This is a genomic window from Methylobacterium sp. Leaf88 (assembly GCF_001422795.1).
Lineage (GTDB): Bacteria > Pseudomonadota > Alphaproteobacteria > Rhizobiales > Beijerinckiaceae > Methylobacterium.
In genome coordinates, this window is record NZ_LMMK01000012.1 from 45,143 (window position 1) to 62,770 (window position 17,628).

The window sequence follows — 17,628 nt, forward strand, 5'->3', positions numbered from 1 at the left end:
CGACCCGTGCCGGACGTCCGACACGGGCGCGCGCAGCGCGGGTCAGGCGCGGCCGGGGTAGTTCGGGCTCTCGCGGGTGATGGTCACGTCGTGGACGTGGCTCTCGCGCAGGCCCGCATTGGTGATGCGGATGAACTGCGCCTTCTCCTGGAACTCGGGGATCGTCGGGGCGCCGACATAGCCCATGGCGGCCCGCAGGCCGCCGGCGAGCTGGTGGAGCACCGCCGCCACCGGGCCCTTGTAGGGCACCTGCCCCTCGATGCCCTCGGGCACGAGCTTGTGGGTGTCGCTGACCTCGGCCTGGAAGTAGCGGTCGGCGGAGCCGCGGGCCATGGCGCCCACCGAGCCCATGCCCCGGTAGCTCTTGTAGGAGCGGCCCTGGTGCAGGAACACCTCTCCGGGGGCCTCGTCGGTGCCGGCGAGGAGCGAGCCGAGCATGGCCACGGAGGCGCCGGCCGCGATCGCCTTGGCGAGGTCGCCCGAGTACTTGATGCCGCCGTCGGCGATGACCGGCACGTCGGCGCTCTGTGCCGCCTCGACGGCCTCCATCAGGGCGGTGAGCTGCGGCACGCCGACGCCGGCGACGATGCGGGTGGTGCAGATGGAGCCCGGGCCGATGCCGACCTTGATCGCGTCCGCGCCGGCATCGATCAGCGCCTGGGCGCCGTCGCGGGTCGCGACGTTGCCGGCGACGATCTGCACGGTGTTCGAGAGCTGCTTCACGCGGCGCACGGCGTCGAGCACCTTGATCGAGTGGCCGTGGGCCGTGTCGACCACGATGACGTCGCAGCCGGCATCGATGAGGCGCTCGGCCCGCTCGAAGCCGCTGTCGCCCGTGGTGGTGGCGGCCGCGACCCGCAGGCGGCCCTGCTCGTCCTTGACCGCCCCCGGATAGGCGACCTGCTTCTCGATGTCCTTGACCGTGATGAGGCCGATGCAGCGATAGTGGTCGTCGACGACGAGCAGCTTCTCGATGCGGAACTGGTGCAACAGGCGCTTGGCCTCGTCCTGGCTCACGCCCTCGCGCACGGTGATGAGCCGATCGCGGGTCATCAGGTCGGCGACGGTCTCGGACGAGTTGGTGGCGAACCGGACGTCGCGGTTGGTGAGGATGCCGACGAGCTTGCCGCGGGAGCCGTTGGGGCCTCGCTCCACCACCGGGATGCCGGAGATGCGGTTCTGCTTCATCAACGAGAACGCATCCGCCAGGGTCTCGTCCGGGTGGATGGTGATGGGGTTCAGCACCATGCCCGACTCGTACTTCTTGACGAGGCGGACCTGCTCGGCCTGCTCGGCCGGCTCGAGGTTGCGGTGGATGACGCCCATGCCGCCGTTCTGCGCCATGGCGATGGCCATCGGGGCCTCGGTGACGGTGTCCATGGCCGAAGCCAGGATCGGCAGGTTCAGGTGGATCGAGCGGGTGAGCCGGCTCGCGATCTTGACGTCGCTGGGCATCACCGAGGAGGCCGCGGGGCGCAGCAGGACGTCGTCGAAGGTCAGGCCCTCGATGATGGAATCAGCGGTGATGCGGGCCATGAACCAACTCCGGAACGGGTGCTGCGTCGGGCGCTCGCGGGCGTTCCGACGTCACTGGGTTGGCACGGGCCAGTATCATGCACGGGGAACCGGCGCAAAGCCGCCGGTGCGCGCGTCCGACAGGAAAATGCGCCCGGGACGCCGTTCTCCGGTGGGGGTTGCGCCTAGCGCACGCCTCGGGGCGCGCCCGGCAGGCCCTCGGCCGGCCCCCTGTCGGTCCATTCCGGCGGCGCGCCGACGTAATCGCCGAGGATGCCGTCGAGGCCCGGGGCACGGCCGAACGCCTCGCAATCGGGGTCGAGGGGCGCTTCGCCGAGGGTCGTGATGCGGACGCGGTCATAGGTCGGCAGCGTGAGCGGCGCCTTGAACGGGTCCTGGCCGGTGGCGAGGTAGAAGCCGAAATCCTGGCCGAACTCGCCGGCGAGGTCGTAGGCGTCGCTGGCCGGGGAGAACCGGGCCTGGTTGGTGAAGGCGTTGCTGGCCCCGCCCCAGACCATGGCGGCGCGCTGCACGTTGCGGCTGTCGAGAGCCTCGGCCTCGACGGTCAGGCTGCCGAGACCGATCGGGATGCGGGGGATCGGGACGCGGCCGACGGCCGTCGCGAAGCCGGCGCCGAGCTGGGACGCGATGGTGATGCCCGCCGAGGTCGCCACCGTGGCGCCGGCCGCCGGCACGTTGGTGAGATCGATCCGGGTCACGGCCGAGCGCACCGTGAGGTCCGCCTTCCGGCCTGAGACCACGTCGTAGCGCAGGGAGAGTTCGTAGCAGAGCGCCCGGTCGGCCGCATTGGCCACGAGCTTTCGCTCGGCCGGCGTCAGGCCCGGGGCCACGACCTCCGAGAAGGCGGTGGGGACGATCCGCACGGTCCGGGTGGCCGCCAGCGCCGCCGGATCGACGAAGATCCGCGAAGAGCTGGCCGTCTCGTCGCTGCCGGCGAGGCGGTCGTACCGGGTCAGGGCGCCGGATTCCGTGAGCACCACGGTCCCGCAGCCGGCGACGGCAGCCGCCAGGGCGAGGCAGGAGACGAAGCCCGCCAGCCTGCGTCGATGTTCGAACCTCGGAAGCATCGGTGACTTTCTTGGGGACATGGTGGGGAGCGCCCGGCACGGCTCCGAAGCGGAGTCGAGCGGCACCCGATCATGCCGTCGAGCTTAGCGGCTCCAGCAACATTGTGGAAAGGTGAGCGAGGCCGCTGCCGGTTCGATGCTGGGCCGATGTGGCCGCAGGGCCACGCCGTCGGAAGGCCCGGGCCCTGCACGTGCGGCATGTCCCTTTCATCCCGAGACATTCGTCATTGCATACGCGCTTGCCGCGGCATCGCTTTTTGTCGGTATGAGGCATCCGAAACGCCCGACCGGACCGATGTCTCGCCGATGCGCACGTCCCAGATCGTCCCCCTCGTCGTCGCCACCGCGCTGTTCATGGAGAACACCGATTCCACCGTGATCGCCACCGCGCTCCCGGCCATCGCCCAGAGCCTGAATGAGGACCCGATCGCCCTCAAGCTCGCCCTCACCGCCTACCTCGTCAGCCTGGCGATCTTCATTCCGATCAGCGGCTGGATGGCGGACCGGTTCGGGGCCCGCACGGTGTTCCGGGTCGCCCTCGGGGTGTTCATGGCCGGTTCGCTGGCCTGCGCCGCCTCGAATTCCCTGGCGGGCTTCGTTGCCGCACGGTTCTTCCAGGGGCTCGGCGGCGCCATGATGGTGCCGGTGGGGCGCCTCGTGATCCTACGCAGCGTGCCCAAGAGCGAACTCGTCAGCGCCCTGGCCTACCTGACCATTCCCGCCCTGATCGGGCCGATCTTCGGTCCGCCGCTGGGCGGCTTCATCACGACCTATCTCGACTGGCGCTGGATCTTCTTCATCAACATCCCGATCGGGATCGCCGGCATCGTGCTGTCGACGCTCTACTTCGAGAACATCCGCGAATCCGAGCGCCCACCCCTCGACGTCCTCGGCTTCCTGCTCTCCGGGCTGGGGCTCGCCACGCTGATGCTCGGCCTCGCATCCACCGGCCGCCCCCTCCTCCCGGAGGGCGTCTCCTGGGGCTGCCTCGCCGCCGGAGCGATCCTCCTGGGGCTGTATTTCCGGCATTCGCGCGGCTTGGCCAACCCGGTGATCCGCCTCGACCTGCTGCGCTACCCGACCTTCCGCGCGGCGGTGACCGGCGGCAGCCTGTTCCGGATCGGCACCGGGGCGATCCCCTTCCTGCTGCCGCTGATGCTCCAGATCGGCTTCGGCCTCGATCCCCTGCGCTCGGGCCTCATCACCTTCGCGGCGGCGGCGGGCGCGCTCCTGATCAAGCTCGTCGGCCCCCGCATCCTGCGCGCCTACGGCTTCCGGCGGGTGATGCTCGTCAACGCCCTGGTCGCCTCGGCCTTCCTCGCGGTGAACGGCCTGTTCACCGCCGAGACCCCGCACGCGATCATCATCTGCGTCCTGCTGATCGGCGGCTGCGTGCGCTCCCTGCAATTCACCTGCGTCAACGCCATCGCGTATGCCGAGTTGGAGACCCGGGAGATGAGCGCGGCCACGAGCCTCGCGAGCGTGGCCCAGCAGCTTTCGCTCAGCCTCGGAGTGTCTTTCGGGGCGCTGGCCCTGGAGGGCGCCGCGGCGTTCCACGGCCGCACCGAGATCGTGGCGCAGGATTTCGCCCCGGCCTTCCTGGCGGTGGCGCTGATCTCGGTGATGTCCTTCTTCTCCTTCCGGCGGCTCAACCCGGAGGCCGGCGCCGAGGTCTCGGGGCACCGGCTCGCCGCCGCCGCCCCGCGCAACGCGATGCCGTAGGACGCGATGCCGTCGAACGCGGGGGCGTCCGGGACCTCAGGCGGCGGCCCGGGCCGGATTCCGCCCGGGGGCGCGCTTGGGCTTCGATCCGCCCCGCGCGGCGGCCGAGGAAGTGGCCGGTGCCTTGGCCGATGCCTTGCCCGCGCCCGCCGACGCGCGTGCGCCCTGGCGCCAGCCCTGCCAGCTCCAGCGGCCGGGGCCGGTCATCGCGTAGATGAGGAAGCCGCCGGCGAGGCCGAAATCGGCCAGCATTAGGGTGCGCTCGGCCACCGCGCTCGGCCCGGAGAACTGCCAGAACGGGTGCAGGAGCACGGCCATCACGCCGACGAAGACGGCGAGCGCCAAGCCGCTGAGGCGCGGCAGCACGCCGAGGATCAGCGCGACGGGGCCGAACACCTGGACGATCACGGCCGCGGTGGCGAGGGCGTTCGGGGACGGCAGGCCTGTGGCCGCGAGGGTGACGGCGAAGCCGGAGACGTTCAGGGCCCGGGCGACCCCCGTGGGCAGCAGCGCGGCGGCGAGCAGCAGCCGGGCGAGGAAGAGCAGTCCGTCTTGGGCACGGCCGGTCACGTCTGGGGCTCCGTCAGGGATCCTGGGAGACCGAGCTTTGTCGCGACCGCCTGAAGACGGCGTTAAGGCTGCGGTGTCCTCAACCGGAGACGCCGCCGCGGAAGAGGCGGCCCCGCTCCGTCCAGGCCACCACCGCGAGGGCCAGGCCCCCGAGGAGGGCGTAGCCGATGCCGATGGGCAGCACCGAGCCGTCGAAGGCATGCCCGATCAGGAAGCCGCAAAACGCGCCCAGGATCGTGGTGTAGAAGCCAAGGAAGGACGAGGCCGTGCCGGCGATCTCGCCCAGGGGCTGCAGCGCCAGGGCGTTGAAGTTCGGCATGGCGAAGCTGATCAGGAACTGGTTGGCGGCCAGGATCGCGAGAAACAGCCCCAGGGGCGGGTGGCCGTGATAGGCGAGCCCCGCCACCACCTGCCCCACCGCCACGACGACGAACAGGCTCAGACCCGCATGGGACAGCGGGCGCATGCCGAGGCGCCGGACGAGGCGGGCGTTCACCAGGGTGGCGGCTCCCATGGCGCCGGCGACGAGGCCGAAGGCCAGGGGGAACAGGCCCCCGAGATGGTAGAGCCCCGTGTCGAAGACCTGCTGGGCCGAGCCGACATAGCCCATGATGCAGCCGGTGAGCAGGCCGAGCGCCGTGGCGTACCCCACCGCCACGCGGTTGCGGAAGGTGATGGCCACCGCCTGGGCCACCGCCGCGAGGGAGAAGGGGCGCCGGTATTCCGGATGCAGCGTCTCGGGCATCCGCCAGGCGAACCAGATCACCAGGATGCCGGCGAGCACCAGCATGGAGACGAAGACGTAGACCCAGGAGCCGAACAGCAGCATCGCGCCGCCGATGGCCGGCGCGATCATCGGCACGATCAGGAACACCATCATGATGAGCGACATCACGCTCGCCATCTCGCGCCCCGCGAAGCGGTCGCGCACGATCGCCGTCGAGAGGACGCGCCCGCTGGCGGCGCCGATGCCCTGGATGATGCGCGCCGCCAGGAGCCAGCCGAAGGACGGGGCCACCATGGCGAGGCCGGTGCCGACGACGTAGATCGCCAGGCCCGCCAGCAGCACCGAGCGCCGCCCGTAGGTGTCCGAGAGCGGCCCGTAGACGATCTGCGCCGTGCCGAAGCCGATCATGTAGACGTAGATGAGGAGCTGCAGGCTGTTCGGATCGACCACGCCGAAGCGGGCCTGGATCGCCGGAAACGCAGGCAGCAGGTTGTCGATCGAGATCGCCGTGACGGCCATCATCAGCGCGACGATGCCGACGAACTCGCCGAAGCCCGGGCCTGTCCACGGCCGGGCGGCCGGTTCGGAGACGGTGACGGGGATGGGGGCGGCCGGGGCGTGCGCGGCGGGGGCCTGCGCGATTTTGGCCGGGGTGGTGCTCACCTGGGACGGTCCTCGGGGGCTGGGGCGGCGCGGCGGATCATCAGTCGAGCCAGAACGTTTCGTCCGGCTCTTGGTGCCTTCGGCGCGGCGGGGCCATCGGGGGCGCTGCATGGCAGCCGCGCGGGGTCCTCGGCGCGCTCGCGCCACAATTTCGGAGAACCGTGACCGGATGCCGGGATCGCGGCGGGTCGGGGAGCGGAACGGCGGCAGCATGCAGGAGACGCGTCGCCGCATCGTTCAGTTCGGGCTCCTCGGGGCCCTCCTGCCGGGCCGTCCGGCCCGGGCCGGCGCCGATTCGATCGCCTCGCCCGAGATCACCCCGCCCGACTTCGCCGCCCGGGCCGACGCCCTGGTGCGGCCCTACGCCCGGGCCGGGATCTTCTCCGGCGCCGTCATCGTGGCCCGCGACGGCGCGGTGCTGTTCTGTCAGGCCTACGGCGTTGCCCAGCGCGAATGGTCGGTGCCCAACACGCACGAGACCCGCTTCCGGATCGCCTCCCTGACGAAGCAGTTCACCGCCGCCGCGATCCTGAAGCTGCAGGAGGCCGGGCGGCTCCGGCTCGACGACCCGGCCGCGCGGTACATGCCCGGCCTGCCGGCGACCTGGGCGCCGATCACCCTGCGGATGCTCCTCGACCACACCGCGGGCCTGCCCAACGTGACGGCCCTGCCCGATTACCCGACCCTCCTCGCCCGGACCGCCCGGACGCCCATGGACGTGGTGGGCCGACTCTATCGCGAGGCGCTGCTGTTCCCGGCGGGCTCGGCGCAGGAATACAGCAACACCGGCTACATCCTCCTGGCGGCGATCGTGGAGGGGATCACCGGCGCGCCCTTCGCGGCCGCGCTGCACCGCTTGGTCCTCGCCCCCGCCGGCCTCGCCGAGACCGGGGACGCCGATCCGGCGGCGGTGATCCCGCAGCGGGCCGCCGGCTACCACCGGGTCGCCGGGCAGTGGCACAACGCGCCCCCCGAGGTTCCGGCGGCCGTCCTCGGGGCCGGCGGCCTCGTCTCGACGCTCGACGACCTCGTGGCCTGGGACGCCGCGCTGTTCTCCGGCCGGGTCCTGCGACCGGCCTCCCTGGCCGAGATGGTCCGCGACGGCGGCCACGGCTACGGGCTCGGCCTCTATGTCGGCCGCGCCTACGGCGAGCGGCTCCTGTCCCATGGGGGCTTCCTCGCCGGGTTCTCGGCGATCAAGGACAGCTACCCGGATCTCGGCCTGACGGTCGTGGTCCTCGGCAACACCGAGACCACGCCGGCCCAGACCTTGTCCCGCCGCCTCGGCGCCCTCGCCCTCGGGCAGCCGGAGGTCAACGAGATCGCGGTGCCGGCCGCCGTGCTCGACCGCTATGTCGGGTTCTACCGGACGGGGCCGCGCGCCGTGGTCGCCCTCGCCCGGGAGGGCGACCGCCTCGTCGCTCGCGGGGCCGGTCCCGCGCGCCTTGCCCTGACACCGGAGAGCGACCGCGTCTTCGTGGCCGAGGACGGCACCCGCCTCGCCCTCGACATCGAGCCGGACGGCCGGGCGACGGGCCTCCTCCTCGACCTGCCCGGCGGCGCGCGCGCGGGTCCCCGGATCGACGCGCAGACGGCCCGGCGGATCGGCAGCCGCCGTCTGGCGCGCCTCGGGCCGCGCTGAGCGCCGCCCGGGTCGCCAACCCGCCCGAACGGGTCTAACATCGCCCCCGCGCCACGACGCCATCGGGCGCGCCGATCATCCGAGCCGCGCGCTCGCGCGACCGACTGTTGGCCAAAAGTCCATCTTGATTTGACGCTGCGTCTGGCTTTGGCTGCTGCCCATAAGAACAATCAGGAGGATACGCGATGAACAAGCCGGAATTTCTCGACCAGGGTACGAAGGCGCCGTTCTCGGCGCGCTACGACAACTTCATCGGCGGCCAGTGGGTCGCGCCCGTGGCCGGCCGCTACTTCGAGAACACGTCCCCGATCACCGGCCGGGTGATCTGCGAAGTCGCCCGCTCGGACGCCGCCGACGTCGACAAGGCGCTCGACGCCGCCCACGCCGCGAAGGAGGCCTGGGGCCGCACCGCGCCGGGCGAGCGCGCCCGCATCCTGAACAAGATCGCCGACCGGATGGAGGAGAACCTCGACCTGATCGCGCTGGCCGAGACCTGGGACAACGGCAAGCCGATCCGCGAGACGACCCACGCCGACATCCCGCTCGCCATCGACCATTTCCGCTACTTCGCCGGCTGCGTCCGCGCGCAGGAAGGCTCGATCTCCGAGATCGACCACGACACCGTGGCCTACCACTTCCACGAGCCGCTGGGCGTCGTCGGCCAGATCATCCCGTGGAACTTCCCCATCCTGATGGCGGTGTGGAAGCTCGCCCCGGCGCTGGCGGCCGGCAACTGCGTCGTGCTCAAGCCCGCCGAGCAGACCCCGGCCTCGATCCTCGTGGTGGCCGAGCTCATCGCCGACCTGCTGCCGGCGGGCGTGCTCAACATCGTCAACGGCTTCGGCCTCGAATGCGGCAAGCCGCTCGCCTCCTCGCCCCGCATCGCCAAGATCGCCTTCACGGGTGAGACGACGACGGGCCGGCTGATCATGCAGTACGCTTCGCAGAACCTGATCCCGGTGACGCTGGAGCTCGGCGGCAAGTCGCCGAACATCTTCTTCTCCGACGTCGCCAACGAGGATGACGACTTCTTCGACAAGGCGCTGGAGGGGTTCACGATGTTCGCCCTCAACCAGGGCGAGGTCTGCACCTGTCCGAGCCGCGCCCTGGTGCACGAGTCGATCTACGACCGCTTCATGGAGCGGGCGATCAAGCGCGTCGAGGCGATCACCCAGGGCTCGCCCCTCGATCCCGCCACGATGATCGGCGCCCAGGCCTCCTCGGAGCAGCTGGAGAAGATCCTCAGCTACGTCGACATCGGCAAGCAGGAAGGCGCCCAGTGCCTCACCGGCGGCGAGCGCAACGTGAAGGAGGGCGAGTTCGCGGAAGGCTATTACATGAAGCCGACCGTGTTCCGCGGCCACAACAAGATGCGCATCTTCCAGGAGGAGATCTTCGGCCCCGTCCTCTCGGTCACGACCTTCAAGGACGATGCCGATGCTCTCAGCATCGCCAACGACACCCTCTACGGCCTCGGTGCCGGCGTCTGGACTCGCGACGGGACCCGCGCCTACCGCTTCGGCCGCGCCATCCAGGCCGGCCGCGTCTGGACCAACTGCTACCACGCCTACCCGGCCCACGCGGCCTTCGGCGGTTACAAGCAGTCCGGCATCGGCCGTGAGAACCACAAGATGATGCTCGACCACTACCAGCAGACGAAGAACATGCTGGTGAGCTACTCGGCCAAGAAGCTCGGCTTCTTCTAGGACCCGTTCAGGCCACGCAGACCCGCGTGAGACTTGCCCCGGCCGGATGACGGCCGGGGCTTTTTCGTTTTCCGCCCTATTTCTCCCGAAAGGCCTTTCCCGGAGACCGCCCCATGAGCGAGACCGCCCTCGACCCGACCACCGCCGACCAGGCCGGCGCCGACGGGACGCCCCTGCGCGTCACCGCGACCCCCGCCGCCATCGACCTCATCGCGGAACTGCGGGCCGAGCACGGTCCGGTGATGTTCCATCAGTCCGGCGGCTGCTGCGACGGCTCGTCGCCGATGTGCTATCCGGTGGGCGACTTCCTCACCGGCGACAGCGACGTCCATCTCGGTACCGTGGCGGGCGCCGATTTCTGGATCAGCCGGCCGCAATTTGCGGTCTGGAAGCACACGCACCTCATCCTCGACGTGGTGCGCGGCCGCGGCGGCATGTTCTCCCTGGAGAACGGGCGCGACAAGCGCTTCCTCATCCGGTCCCGGGTCTTCACCGAGGCCGAGAACACGGCGCTGGAGGGCGCCTGCCGGCTCTGAGGCGTCAGGAGCGCGGCTTCGGCGCCCCGCCGGCATTGCAGCGCTTCATCGCCGCGAAGGCGTCGGCGGCGCCGGTCAGGTCGAAGGCCGCCTTCCAGCCCTTGCCCTTGATCAGGATCTCTTCGGACTCCGCGGCCTTCTCGGCAAGGTTGCCCGGCAGGGTGCCGACGAGCCGGGTGCCGTTGCCGGTCCAGGTCGATTTGGCGTTCACGGTCTTGCCGCCGAGTTCGGTGGCGGCCGTGATCTTTTCGTCCCGGTCGTGCTGCCACTTGCCGTAGGTCAGCACCACGACGAGGGCCTTGTTCTCCAGCGCGAAGGTGATGGAATTGTCGGCGTCGTCATCGTCCTCGTCGACATAGGATCGCACGATCACGCAGGACGGACTGCCCGTGACGCTGGTGGCACGCTCGACCTGCCAGCCGTTCAGGCTCTCGAACAGGGGGCGCTCCGGGACAGGGCTTTCCTGGGCCTCCGCAGGCGCGAGGGAAACCAGACCGGCGACGAGGCCGAACAGGCAGGACCGAGCGGGCGACGGGCGCTTCATGACGGGATTCTCCGGTGGGAATGTGGACGGTCGCGGCTCAGAGCTTGGCGCCGGGCACCGGCGTCTCCGCCGGATTGGGGGGCGCCTTGGCGGCCCCTCGGGCATCCATGAAGGTGGCGAAGTCCTCGGGCGTCTGGGTCGAGAAGGCGACGATGGGCTGGGGGTCGTCCGACAGGTCGCGGAACGCCGCGCAGAGCTCCGTCGCCGGCTTCGCGAAGGTCGGCTGCAGCTTTGCCTGGATCTCCTCCATGACCGGGGCCATCTCGGGCGCCAGGGCCGCGAGCTTGGCATCGAAGTCGGCCCGCTGCCGCGCCGTGGTGGGAATCTCGCAACTCGCGAGGACCTTCTGGAAGATCAGGCCCATCCCGTAGACCTTGATCCGGGTCTCCGGCGGCCGCGCCGCCGCCTTCTTCTCACTCTGGCGCCGCTCCGTCTCGGCCGCGAAGGCTTCCGGAGTCATGACGAGGTACTGGCCCAGGGCTGTGCCGAAAGCCGCCGCATCGTCCGGCTTGGGGCAGAACGGCGCCTTCGGGTCCGTGAAGCGCTTGCCGAGTTCGATGTCGATCAGCGCCTGGATCGGGCTCATCTCCGGACGCATCGCCGCCAGTTTGGCCTCGAGGTCGGCGCGCTGCTTGCCCGTGCTCGCGACGTCGCAATCCTTCAGCGCCTTCTGGAAGAAGAGCCCGCTCGCGTAGTTGGCGATACGGCCCTGCGACGGAAGCTCCGTCGCGACTTCGTCCGGCGGTCCGCTGCAGCGCTTCAGGGCCTCGAAGGCTTCGGCGAAGGCCGGGATCTTGAAGTCGGCGTCGCCATCCTTGAAGCGCAGGACGATGGCGTCGGCGCCCAGGAGGTGCGGCAGAAGTGTGTCCGGGAACTCCCCGGTCAACTGGGTATCGTCGGCCTTCCACTTGGAGCGCGGAAGGACGACCTTGCCGCCAGCCAGGAGAACGACGGTGCGGTCGCCCTTGTCGTGCGACCAGCCCTGATAGCCCAGGGAGATGATCAGGAATCCCGGATAGGTCCCGATCGCTACCGCGCTGGCGTTCTCGTCGTCCGCATCCTGGTAGCCGCGCACCATCATGCACTTGGCCTTGGCGCCGTCGCCGCTGCGGCTGATGTCCCAATCCGCCACCTTCGCGAAGGGGACGTCCTTGGCCGTCGCCGCCGTCGCGGCGAAGCCGATCCCGGCCGCGAACAGGGAGACCAGACACCGGAAGACCATCGACAACTCCACACCGCCTGCCCGTCCGGGGCAGGCGCCCGGATCGCGTTCGGCAATCTGGACTGCGGAACATGGAGGATGTGTTGAAGTCCGCGACATCGCTGAGTGATCGTGGCGATCAGGGCTAATGAAAACGTAATGATCCGGCCCTGCAGATCGGAAAATTGCTGCTCCGCAAAGAAACCGCGCGAGAGCGCTGCGCATCGATCCTTCGATTCACGAAGCGCCGCGTCGGCCGGGATTGAAGATCGAAGGCGTCCTGAGCGTTCGGCGCAATGCTGCGAGCCGAACGGGGCACCGCGATGGATGCCGTAGTCTTACCCGACCTATCCCGCCGGTTCGCCAACCGAGCCCTGGAACGCGGATCGCTCCCCGGGCGGTTCTGCCCGAGAAGCGATCCGGAGGGGGCGGCGCACGGGTTTCGCCGCCGTGTCGATGATCTCAGGCGCGGCTGACGCTGGCAGGCGTGATCTCGGCGAGCTTCGTCGCGCCGACCTGGCGCATGATCGTCTCGAACTCGCGCTGCATGATCGCCAGCACCGCCGTGACGCCGGGCTCGCCGAAGGCGGCCAGACCCCAGACGTAGGGACGCCCGATGCAGACCGCGTTGGCGCCGAGGGCCAGGGCCTTGATCACGTCGGTGCCGCGGCGGAAGCCGCCGTCGATGAGCACGGGCACCCGGCCGTTGACCGCCTGGACGACCTCCGGCAGCGCATCGATCGTCGCCTCGAGGCTCTCCTCGGCACGGCCGCCATGGTTCGACACGATCAGGGCGTCGACGCCGTAATCGAGGGCCTTCCTGGCGTCCTCGTGGGTGACGATACCCTTGAGGACGAGCTTGCCCTTCACGATGCCGCGCAGGCGCTTCACGTAGTCCCAGGTCATGCCGGTGCCGTAGAGGTTCGTCACCTTCGAGACATCGATGTCGTCGAACATCGGCTTGCGGCTGACCTCGTTCTTGAAGCCGGGCGTATGGCAATCCGAGCAGGTGCGGGTGTCGAGGCGGCGTTCCCGGAACAGCGTCTCGGTGTTGCGGCCGCCCTGGCGGTCCACGGTGAGGACGATGGCGGGGGCGCCGGCCTTCTCGGCCCGCCTCACCAGGGCTTCGGTCACGGCCCAGTCGTCGGTCGGATAGAGCATGTACCAGACCGGCGCGCCGCGCTCCTTGATCACGTCCTCGATCGACGTGCTGCCCACGGTCGACAGGATCATCTGGTGACCCTTGACCTTGGCGCCGCGCGCCACGGCCGACTCGGCCTCGGGGTGGAAGGCGGCCTGGCTGCTCACCGGGGCGAGCACGATCGGGCTTGCCCAGGTCTCGCCGAAGATCTTCACCGTGGTGTCGATCTTGCGCACGTCGATGAGGCGGCGGGCACGGATGCGGATCTTCTCGAAGCCCGCGCGATTCGCCTTCAGGGTCTCGTCGCCGTCGACGCCGCTGGCGAGGTAGCCGTAATGGGCCGGGGGCAGGGCCTTCTTCGCGGCGGGCTCGAAATCGAAGACGTTGAGGGCCTGGCTCGGCGAATCGATGATCTCACCGACATTGCCGGGGGACTGCCGCAAGACGTCGTAGCTCTGGGCCATGGCGGCGTCGGTGCCGAGGGCCGACAGGCCGGCGAGCGCGCTCACCATCCCGGGCGCCACCACCGGGCTGGCCGACAGGAACTCCAGGAACTTGCGGCGGTGGAACAGTTTTTCCGTCTCGGCACCGGACTGAGGGTGAAACGTCTCGGACATTCAAATGGCTCGCAGCGATCTCGCGGAGATGCTGTCCTGCACCATTCATATTGCAGCGCGCAAGATTGCTGTCCGGGACTATATTTCTACTTTGGCAGGCGAGATCCGTAAAATATAGTGCATAAATCCAAATTTTACTTCAAAAACGTCGCAACGGATCTTGAACAGAAAGTCGTCGGAAATAGAGAGGTCTGCGTCAGCCTTCACGCTGCGTTGCACGCAGTGCATTATGGTCACGCTTCCCCTAACCTGGGAGCTTCCCCTCCCCGGGAGGAGCTCGGCTCAGGGATCCCGCGGTTCGACGACGGCCCCGGTCGGCCCTCGATAGCCCGTCGCCAGCACGTAGAGTTCGCTCGAATCGGCCCGGCTGGCATTCGGCTTGACGTGGCGCACGCTGGCGAAGTCGCGTTTCAGGTCGGCGAGCAGCGTCCCTTCCGTGCCGCCCTGGAACACCTTGGCGAGATAGGATCCGCCGGGTGCCAGGATCTCGCGGGCGAATTCGGCCGCCGTCTCGGCCAGGCCGATGATCCGCAGGTGGTCGGTCTGCTTGTGGCCGGTGGTGTTGGCGGCCATGTCCGAGAGCACGAGGTCGGCCGGACCCCCGAGGAGGTCGGTGAGCAGCGTCGGCGCCTCGGGGGCGAGGAAGTCGAGGGTGATGAAGTCGACCCCGACCATCGGCTCGATCTCGAGGAGGTCGATGCCGACGATCTTGCCGCTGGTCCCCACGATCTTGGCCGCCACCTGCGACCAGCCGCCTGGGGCCGCGCCGAGATCGACGATGCGCTGGCCGGGCTTCAGGAGCTTGAAGCGCTCGTCGATCTCGATGAGCTTGAAGGCCGCGCGCGAGCGGTAGCCCTCGCGCTTGGCCCGGGCCACGTAGGGATCGTTGAGCTGGCGCTCCAGCCAGCGCTTCTGGGAGGCGGTGCGGCCCCGCCCCGTCTTCACCCGCTGCTTGAGTTCGCCGCGCAGACCCGCGCCGGCACCACGCCTGTCACTCACCGGTAGCTCCCACGGCGCCAGACGCCGTCCTCACGCATCATGTTCATCAAGAGACCCTCGCGCAGGCCGCGGTCGGCGATGCGCAGGCGGTCGGAGGGAAACGCCCGGCGGATCGCCTCCAGGATGGCGCAGCCCGCCAGAACCAGGTCGGCCCGGTCGCGCCCGATGCAGGGATTGTCCGCGCGCTGTTCGAGCCGGGTGTCGAGGAGGTCGTCGATGGCCTCGCCCACGTCGGCGTCGCTCATCCAGAGACCGTCGACCCGCCGGCGCTCGTAGCGGGCGAGACGCAGGTGCATCGCCGCCAGCGTCGTCACCGTACCGGAGGTGCCGAGCAGGTGGAAGTGCCGGGCATTCGCGGCGGGCGCGGCCCGGATGGCGAAGCGCGCCAGGAGGTCGGCCACCTCCTCAACCATGCCCTCGAAGGTCAGGCGGGTGACGTCGGAACCGCCGTGGCGCTCGGCCAGGGTCACGACGCCCACGGGCAGGGAGTCCCAGGCGCGGATGCGCAGGGTCGGGTCGGCCGAGGGGTTCGTCGCCGCACCGTCGAGCCAGGCGATCTCGGTGGAGCCGCCGCCGATGTCGAAGATGACCACCGACTCGGAATAGGGGTCCGCCAGGGCGGCGCAGCCCGTCACCGCGAGGTAGGCCTCCGTCTGCCGGTCGACGATCTCGAGGTCGAGACCGACCTCGTTGCGCACGCGCTCGACGAACTCGGCCCCGTTCACCGCGAGGCGGCAGGCCTCGGTGGCGATGATCTTGGCCCGCACCACGCCGCGGGCCTGCATCTTGGCCTTGCAGACCCGGAGGGCTTCGATGGTCCGCTCGATCGCGGCCTCGCTGAGCCGGTCCGAGTTGCCGAGCCCCTCCCCGAGACGGACGATCCGCGAGAAGGCATCGATCACCCGGAAGCCGTGCGAGGCCGGCTCGGCCACGAGGAGGCGGCAATTGTTCGTGCCGAGGTCGAGGGCGGCATAGGCGCTGCGCCGGCTTGGACGGCCGGCCGGACCCGGCGCATCGGCGCGCGCCACCGGTACCGCCAGCGGCGTTGTCCCGCCGCTCGGGCGGGCCGGCATGGTCGCGGCGCTCTCGTCCCTCATCGGCTGAGCCGAAATCCTCGATCATGGTCCCAGGCGGACAGCCGGACCAACAGTCGCTTGAGACGCTACAGGTCTCCCCGGCAAACTGCAAAGCCTCGATCGCGAACACGATCGGATCCGGGATGATTTCGGCGGCTCGAACGGAGCCGGCCGGGCCTGCTCAGAGCGGTCTTCACCCGAGCTTGCCGGCCGCGGCCATGCGCGGCACGGGCCGGAGGAGGCTCTTGACCTGCGAGAACGGGCGCGGCCGGTTGATCACCTCGTCGAGGCGCGACCACAGGGTCTTGGGCGAGAACGGCTTGGCGATGATCTCGTTGACCCCCAGGGAGATCGCCCGATCGACCACGTTGCGGCGGGGCTGGGCCAGCATCAGGATGATCGGCACGGTGGGCGACGGCGAGGTGGTGGGCGTGCGCGCCAGGCGGATGAACTCCTCGCCCGAGAGGATCGCCAGGTCCCAGTCGATGATGGTGAGGTCCGGCTTGCTCTCGGCCAGGACGCCCAGGGCTTCGGCCCCGTCCGGCGCCTCGAGCACGCGCTTGATCCCGACCCGCATGAGCATGTCGCGCACGATGCGGCGGATGTAGAGACTCTCGTCGACCACCAGTGCCGAGAGGTCCGGAAAACTCGGGGTGGCGATCATGGATGCGGCGTCGGGCCCGGCGGCTCGGGGCGGACATGCCCCGTCGGCACCCTACCGCCCGGGACTTTGCGCTTTGCTAACATCGACCCGCAAATCGATTCGATCGTCGGGCGCGAGACAGGCCTCGGCGGCGGGCGCGGGCCGCCGCCGCCGCCGGGGTGCGCTAAAAAGCTACGCATTTTGCCGCAGGAAAGTTACGGAACTCTCGCCAACCGGGGCAGAAGCATCTTGCGATCAAGGCGGCTTTCAGTCAGGACTAAGGCGTTATTCTTGGTCACCGCTGCTGGGAGTAATGATAGAGCGGAGCGTGGGCTGTCTGGGATGGCGCGCACGCGGTTATCGAAACTGATGGTCGGCGGACGGTTTTTGCGAGCTTTCTATGGGACGTGGTCGTGATTTTCGGGGGCCGCAGAAGCGCGGCTTCGATGAGGGTGGAGCCGAGCCGCGTTGGCCGGATCAGGCTCCTCCGAGCGGCGGTGGCTACGGTGGTGGTTTCGGCGGTGGCGGCGGTTTCGACCGTGGTCCGTCGCGCGCCGCTGCGGCACCCTCTGGACCGGAGCGCGATGCGACGGTCAAGTGGTTCAACAAGGAGAAAGGCTTCGGGTTCGTCGAGCTGGCTGACGGTTCGGGCGATGCCTTCCTCCACATCCGCGCCGTCGAAGCTGCCGGCCATGCCGACCTCCTCCCCGGCACGCGCCTGACGGTTCACACCGCCCAGGGCCAGAAGGGTCCGCAGGTGACCGACGTCACCAGCGTGGATACCTCCACGGCCGAGGCCGCGCCCATGCGCGACGCGCGTCCGCCCCGCAGCGGCGGCTTCGGGGGCGGCGACCGCTTCGGCGGTGGCGGTGCCGGCGGTTACGGCGGCGGCGGCGGCGGTGGTTACGGCGACCGCGGTGGCGACCGTGGCGGCGGACGCTTCGCCAGCGGCCCGTCCACCGAGATGACCGGCACGGTGAAGTGGTACGACCCGGCCAAGGGCTTCGGCTTCGTCTCCGTCAACGACGGCGGCAAGGACGTGTTCGTGCACCGTTCGGCCCTCTCCCGCGCCGGCCTCGACTCACTGGCCGAAGGCCAGCAGGTCGTCCTCGGCGTCGTCGAGGGTCAGAAGGGCCGCGAGGCCCAGAGCATTAACGTCGACGATTGATCGACCCGGGCTGGCCGCGCTGCGGCCACCTTTCACGGCATGACTGAAGCGGCGGCCCCTTCCGGGCCGC

15 protein-coding genes are annotated in these 17,628 nt (G+C 69.8%); 5 read left to right on the forward strand and 10 right to left on the reverse strand.

Annotated features, from left to right (window positions below):
* Positions 1-42: 42 nt before the first annotated feature.
* Positions 43-1,536 carry an IMP dehydrogenase gene (guaB, locus tag ASF20_RS06560; RefSeq protein WP_056272260.1) on the reverse strand — a complete coding sequence of 498 codons (1,494 nt, stop codon included), beginning with the start codon at positions 1,534-1,536 and terminating at the stop codon, positions 43-45.
* 164 nt (positions 1,537-1,700) lie between these two features.
* A complete protein-coding gene (locus ASF20_RS06565; protein WP_056212782.1) occupies positions 1,701-2,603 on the reverse strand; it encodes a DUF3313 domain-containing protein in 903 nt (300 codons plus the stop codon).
* 306 nt (positions 2,604-2,909) lie between these two features.
* Between ASF20_RS06565 and ASF20_RS06570 the strand changes: the two genes are divergently transcribed.
* Positions 2,910-4,325: an MFS transporter gene (locus ASF20_RS06570; RefSeq protein ID WP_056272263.1), complete on the forward strand. Its 1,416-nt coding sequence runs from the start codon at positions 2,910-2,912 to the stop codon at positions 4,323-4,325.
* Between the two features lie 36 nt (positions 4,326-4,361).
* Here ASF20_RS06570 and ASF20_RS06575 read toward each other — a convergent pair whose 3' ends face one another.
* Entirely contained in the window at positions 4,362-4,895 is a 534-nt protein-coding gene (locus tag ASF20_RS06575; protein WP_056272267.1) for a DoxX family protein, read from the reverse strand.
* Between the two features lie 79 nt (positions 4,896-4,974).
* On the reverse strand, positions 4,975-6,144 hold the full coding sequence (locus ASF20_RS06580; RefSeq protein WP_082501265.1) for a multidrug effflux MFS transporter: 1,170 nt from the start codon (positions 6,142-6,144) through the stop codon (positions 4,975-4,977).
* A gap of 352 nt (positions 6,145-6,496) precedes the next feature.
* Here ASF20_RS06580 and ASF20_RS06585 point away from each other — a divergent pair, with 352 nt between their 5' ends.
* The 3 genes from ASF20_RS06585 (at position 6,497) to ASF20_RS06595 (ending at position 10,169) form a co-directional block, all read left to right on the forward strand.
* A complete protein-coding gene (locus tag ASF20_RS06585; RefSeq protein WP_082501266.1) occupies positions 6,497-7,927 on the forward strand; it encodes a serine hydrolase in 1,431 nt (476 codons plus the stop codon).
* Positions 7,928-8,112: 185 nt separating this feature from the next.
* Entirely contained in the window at positions 8,113-9,633 is a 1,521-nt protein-coding gene (gene adh / locus ASF20_RS06590; RefSeq protein WP_056212788.1) for an aldehyde dehydrogenase, read from the forward strand.
* Positions 9,634-9,746: 113 nt separating this feature from the next.
* Positions 9,747-10,169 carry a DUF779 domain-containing protein gene (locus ASF20_RS06595; RefSeq protein WP_056272271.1) on the forward strand — a complete coding sequence of 141 codons (423 nt, stop codon included), beginning with the start codon at positions 9,747-9,749 and terminating at the stop codon, positions 10,167-10,169.
* Positions 10,170-10,173: 4 nt separating this feature from the next.
* On the opposite strand, the gene ASF20_RS06600 is transcribed toward ASF20_RS06595, so the two are convergent.
* The 6 genes from ASF20_RS06600 to ASF20_RS06625 form a co-directional block, all read right to left on the reverse strand.
* A complete protein-coding gene (locus ASF20_RS06600) occupies positions 10,174-10,713 on the reverse strand; it encodes a hypothetical protein (protein ID WP_056272274.1) in 540 nt (179 codons plus the stop codon).
* A gap of 37 nt (positions 10,714-10,750) precedes the next feature.
* The gene (locus tag ASF20_RS06605; protein WP_056272277.1) at positions 10,751-11,935 is read right to left on the reverse strand and encodes a hypothetical protein; all 1,185 of its coding nucleotides are present in this window, start codon (positions 11,933-11,935) and stop codon (positions 10,751-10,753) included.
* A 441-nt stretch (positions 11,936-12,376) separates the two neighbouring features.
* Positions 12,377-13,672, reverse strand: a complete 1,296-nt coding sequence (locus ASF20_RS06610) for an alpha-hydroxy acid oxidase (RefSeq protein WP_056272280.1) — start codon at positions 13,670-13,672, stop codon at positions 12,377-12,379.
* A gap of 282 nt (positions 13,673-13,954) precedes the next feature.
* A complete protein-coding gene (locus ASF20_RS06615; protein ID WP_056272283.1) occupies positions 13,955-14,671 on the reverse strand; it encodes an RlmE family RNA methyltransferase in 717 nt (238 codons plus the stop codon).
* Entirely contained in the window at positions 14,668-15,768 is a 1,101-nt protein-coding gene (locus tag ASF20_RS06620) for a Ppx/GppA phosphatase family protein (protein ID WP_056272286.1), read from the reverse strand. Before ASF20_RS06620 ends, ASF20_RS06615 begins: the two co-directional genes overlap by 4 nt.
* 172 nt (positions 15,769-15,940) lie before the next feature.
* Positions 15,941-16,411 (reverse strand): response regulator, encoded by a 471-nt coding sequence (locus ASF20_RS06625; RefSeq protein WP_056189093.1) that lies wholly within the window; start codon positions 16,409-16,411, stop codon positions 15,941-15,943.
* A 379-nt stretch (positions 16,412-16,790) separates the two neighbouring features.
* Here ASF20_RS06625 and ASF20_RS25260 point away from each other — a divergent pair, with 379 nt between their 5' ends.
* The gene (locus tag ASF20_RS25260; protein WP_056272289.1) at positions 16,791-17,558 is read left to right on the forward strand and encodes a cold shock domain-containing protein; all 768 of its coding nucleotides are present in this window, start codon (positions 16,791-16,793) and stop codon (positions 17,556-17,558) included.
* The last annotated feature ends 70 nt before the right edge of the window (positions 17,559-17,628 follow it).

Coding starts and splice junctions, on each gene's coding strand:
- guaB (WP_056272260.1), bottom strand. CDS start 1,536: ATGGCCCGCATCACCGCTGATTCCATCATCGAGGGCCTGACCTTCGAC.
- ASF20_RS06565 (WP_056212782.1), bottom strand. CDS start 2,603: ATGCTTCCGAGGTTCGAACATCGACGCAGGCTGGCGGGCTTCGTCTCC.
- ASF20_RS06570 (WP_056272263.1), top strand. CDS start 2,910: ATGCGCACGTCCCAGATCGTCCCCCTCGTCGTCGCCACCGCGCTGTTC.
- ASF20_RS06580 (WP_082501265.1), bottom strand. CDS start 6,144: ATGATGGCCGTCACGGCGATCTCGATCGACAACCTGCTGCCTGCGTTT.
- ASF20_RS06585 (WP_082501266.1), top strand. CDS start 6,497: ATGCAGGAGACGCGTCGCCGCATCGTTCAGTTCGGGCTCCTCGGGGCC.
- adh (WP_056212788.1), top strand. CDS start 8,113: ATGAACAAGCCGGAATTTCTCGACCAGGGTACGAAGGCGCCGTTCTCG.
- ASF20_RS06595 (WP_056272271.1), top strand. CDS start 9,747: ATGAGCGAGACCGCCCTCGACCCGACCACCGCCGACCAGGCCGGCGCC.
- ASF20_RS06600 (WP_056272274.1), bottom strand. CDS start 10,713: ATGAAGCGCCCGTCGCCCGCTCGGTCCTGCCTGTTCGGCCTCGTCGCC.
- ASF20_RS06605 (WP_056272277.1), bottom strand. CDS start 11,935: ATGGTCTTCCGGTGTCTGGTCTCCCTGTTCGCGGCCGGGATCGGCTTC.
- ASF20_RS06610 (WP_056272280.1), bottom strand. CDS start 13,672: ATGTCCGAGACGTTTCACCCTCAGTCCGGTGCCGAGACGGAAAAACTG.
- ASF20_RS06620 (WP_056272286.1), bottom strand. CDS start 15,768: ATGAGGGACGAGAGCGCCGCGACCATGCCGGCCCGCCCGAGCGGCGGG.
- ASF20_RS06625 (WP_056189093.1), bottom strand. CDS start 16,411: ATGATCGCCACCCCGAGTTTTCCGGACCTCTCGGCACTGGTGGTCGAC.
- ASF20_RS25260 (WP_056272289.1), top strand. CDS start 16,791: ATGGGACGTGGTCGTGATTTTCGGGGGCCGCAGAAGCGCGGCTTCGAT.